The sequence below is a fragment of the Dietzia papillomatosis NBRC 105045 genome (genome assembly GCF_001570845.1).
GTDB lineage: Bacteria > Actinomycetota > Actinomycetes > Mycobacteriales > Mycobacteriaceae > Dietzia > Dietzia cinnamea.
Window position 1 is genome coordinate 1 of record NZ_BCSL01000084.1, and the last position, 3,260, is coordinate 3,260.

The 3,260-nt window shown below is 68.7% G+C and carries 3 protein-coding genes and 1 pseudogene; 1 reads left to right on the forward strand and 3 read right to left on the reverse strand.

Features of this window, described 5'->3' with window-relative positions; genetic code table 11:
* Nucleotides 1-251: 251 nt before the first annotated feature.
* The 3 genes from DPA01S_RS16900 to DPA01S_RS15805 form a co-directional block, all read right to left on the reverse strand.
* Nucleotides 252-410, reverse strand: a complete 159-nt coding sequence (locus tag DPA01S_RS16900; protein ID WP_156482658.1) for a hypothetical protein — start codon at nt 408-410, stop codon at nt 252-254.
* Between the two features lie 160 nt (nt 411-570).
* Nucleotides 571-1,005: a GntR family transcriptional regulator gene (locus tag DPA01S_RS15800; RefSeq protein ID WP_232303214.1), complete on the reverse strand. Its 435-nt coding sequence runs from the start codon at nt 1,003-1,005 to the stop codon at nt 571-573.
* A 3-nt stretch (nt 1,006-1,008) separates the two neighbouring features.
* Nucleotides 1,009-2,106 (reverse strand): CaiB/BaiF CoA transferase family protein, encoded by a 1,098-nt coding sequence (locus DPA01S_RS15805; RefSeq protein WP_061230169.1) that lies wholly within the window; start codon nt 2,104-2,106, stop codon nt 1,009-1,011.
* Between the two features lie 687 nt (nt 2,107-2,793).
* On the opposite strand from DPA01S_RS15805, the pseudogene DPA01S_RS15810 reads away from it, so the two are divergent.
* Nucleotides 2,794-3,260 (forward strand): annotated as a pseudogene (locus DPA01S_RS15810) (hypothetical protein); the annotation flags it as partial.

Here is a 3,260-nt window from a genome sequence, read left to right on the forward strand (position 1 = left end):
ACGGGAAACAATAGTCAGCACTTGCTGAACTATACAGCGTCTGCTGAACTGTTGGGACAACGCATTAAAAACCTAAAGTTTCACCCGGGGCAACTTCCGCCTCCTCGAACGCCTCTTCCCTCAGATCGCACGAGTGCTCAAGATCAACCAACTCGAGACCATCACCGACGACGTCATCGAATCCGCCGCCAGCATCCTCGTGATCGGAAACTAACGCCTCCGAGCGATCACAGAAGACCGCCGCAAAGCGCTCAAACCCACAGGCCGCCCTCGAGCGAACCCGATTCCTGGGCGATGTAGTGCACGCTGGCCGACGAAGCTTCGGTCGGCGCCGCGTGGGCGGGTGCCGCGGCGACGGAGACCGCCGTGGTCAGGGCGAGGGTGGCTGCGAAAGCTCTGGTCGTTCTCATGTCCCGACTATCGCACCCGCCCCTACCTCGAGTGCATCGACGGGTTCACCCGCAGGCGGTGACGGTGCGCTGTGCCATCCCGCCGGTGGCCTGACATCGACATTCGGGGCGTAGGGCGCGAGAACCGGCGGCGCGCCCGTTCGGGAGCGAACCGGCGGGGTCACGCGCGGTGGGCGAAGGCGGTGCGGACGGCGTCCACGGCGTCCTCGACCCCGGCACCGGCGGCCGCGGCGCGGTCGGCGAACAACTCCGCCGCGCGGGCGAGGGCGGCGGCCGCCGCATCGGTCTCGGCGATGAAGGTCCCCGAGCGGCCGCGTCCCTCGAGGACACCGCCGTCCTCGAGCTCGCGGTAGACCTTGGCCGCGGTGGCCGTGGAGATCCCCACGTTCTCCGCGAGAGTGCGTACCGCGGGCAACCTCGTACCGGGCGTGAGAACTCCGCGTCGGGTCGCCTCCACGATCTGGGACATGAGCTGACGGAAGGGAGGCTCGCCGGAGGCGGGGTCCACGGAGAGCACCACGCCCGCGACGCGGGCCCCACCGGGACCGCGGGCGTCTGCACCCGCGGCCTCGGGACCGGTGACCGGATCACCCACGGGTCAGGCCCACACCTGGTCGACCGCGGTGACCTCACGCGGCGGCGCCGCCGGGACCGGGGCCGCCGGGGTGCGGGAGAAACGCGGCGCGGGTGCCGGGCCCACGTCGCCGGCGACCTCGACGAACGTCTCGCGGGCGGTGTTGTGCGGATGGTCCAGCGCCTCGGTGTAGGTGAGGACCGGCGTCGTGCACGCGTCGGTGCCGTAGAACACCTCGGCCCACTCGTCGCGGGTCTTCTCGGCGAACTTCCCCGCGATCAGCTCGCGTAGCTCGTCCCAGCGATCCATGTCGAACTGGCCGGGCATGCCCTCGCCGTCGACGCCGAGCAGCCGGGCGAACTCGGCGTAGAACTGCGGCTCGAGGCAGCCCACGGCCATGTATTTGCCGTCGGAACAGGTGTAGACGTCATAAAAGGGGTAGCCCGTGTCGAGCATGTTGGTCCCGGCGACGTCCGACCACTGACCGCGGGCACGCATCGCCCACTGGAACTGGCCGAGCACCGAGGCGCCGTCGGTCATGGCGGCGTCGATGACCTGACCCTCGCCCGAGGTGGAGCGCTCGATGATCGCGGCCAGGATGCCCTGGATGAGGAACATCGAACCGCCGCCGAAGTCGCCGACCAGGTTGAGCGGCGGCACCGGGCGCTCGCCCTTGCGGGCGGTCGCGTTGAGGTGCCCGGTGAGGGAGATGTAGTTGAGGTCGTGCCCTGCGGTGTGTGCGAGTGGGCCGTGCTGGCCCCAGCCGGTCATCCGCGCGTAGACCAGCTTCGGGTTGATCTCGAGGCACTCGTCCGGACCCAGGCCCATCCGCTCGGTGACCCCGGGACGGAACCCCTCGACCAGCACGTCGGCCTTGGCGATGAGTCCGCGCACCTGCGACAGGCCCTCATCGCTCTTGAGGTCGGCCTCCACCACGGTCCGGCCGCGACGAGTGATGTGCGCCCAGCCGCCGACTTGGGTCTGGAGCTCGCCGGGTCGCATGACGGTCACAACGTCGGCCCCGAGATCGGCGAGCATCATGCAGGCGTGCGGGCCGGGGCCGATGCCGTTGAGTTCGACGACGCGGATGCCCGCGAGAGGACCGGAGGAGGCAGTTGTCACAGAAGTGCCCTTTCGTGTGGCGTTGCACACACGTTATCGCTTCGTGTCGGGCTGGGAGGTGCCAGGTGGGTGTTGGCGGTGAGGCCCATGCGGTTACTGGTGCAGATGGGCATTAGCTTTACTTTACGATCACTCAAGTTTGCGGCGCTAACGTGAAACTCGGCTGTGACCCATGTAACACTCCGCTCAGGTGTTTCCCAGAACGCCGGTCAGTGTGACCGCAGCCCTAGAGGCGGTGACTTTCCCTCTCTGTAAGGAGCATTCATGTTCGTTCGAAATTGAGTTCTGGCCGGAGCTTCGGCTGTCGCGCTCGCCGCCGGAGCCACTTTCGCCGGAGCCGGCATCGCCTCCGCCCAGGACGACGAGGAGCCGACGGGCTCGCTGGGCAGTAGCTCGATAGATCTCGGAGAGATCGCCGGTGATCTCGAGACCGCGGGCGAGGCCCTCAGTGGACCGGTCACGGTCGCGCCGAATGAGGAGGGTGGCCCGACTGTCACCTATACCAACGAGTCGGATGCCGACCAGCGCTGCCTGGGGGCGACGGCCCCGTACTCGACGATCGCCGACAATGACCTCGAGACCGACTATCCCGAGGGTGACCTCGCGGCTGGCATCGCGCTCATCACCGCGATCGAGGCCGGCGGTGGGCTGACCCATCTCCTCGCCGACGACGAGGGGGCCCCGGCAGTGGAACTCGACGATCCCGCAGTCGAGAACAACGTCGTCGAGAACGTTCTCCTGTTCGTGTTCGGTCAGCCGGGCCGCTCTGTCCTGGTCGCGGCCGGGGCGGATGTCAGCTGGACCGCGTTGTCGCCGGAGACCCCGGCGGTCGGCATCGTCCTCTGTGTCCCGGTGAACGAGGACGGCACGCCGGGAGGGCTGGAGACCAACTTCGGTATCGACCCGCAGGTCGTCGCGGACCAGATCAACGGTCGTATCCCCGGCGGCTCCGTCGAGCCCGTCTCCGCCGGATCCATCTCCGGCGGCAGCGTCGCGACGGGCGCGAACCTCCTCGGCTCGCTCGCCGCGGCCAGCTCGGAGGACGAGCCCGCAGATGGGGAGGAGGCCGACGCCGGCGGCGCGGCGGCGAGCTCGGGCGCCGGTGAAGGTGGCAGCGGCGGGGATGACACCGGCGAGCTCCCGCCGCTCGAGCC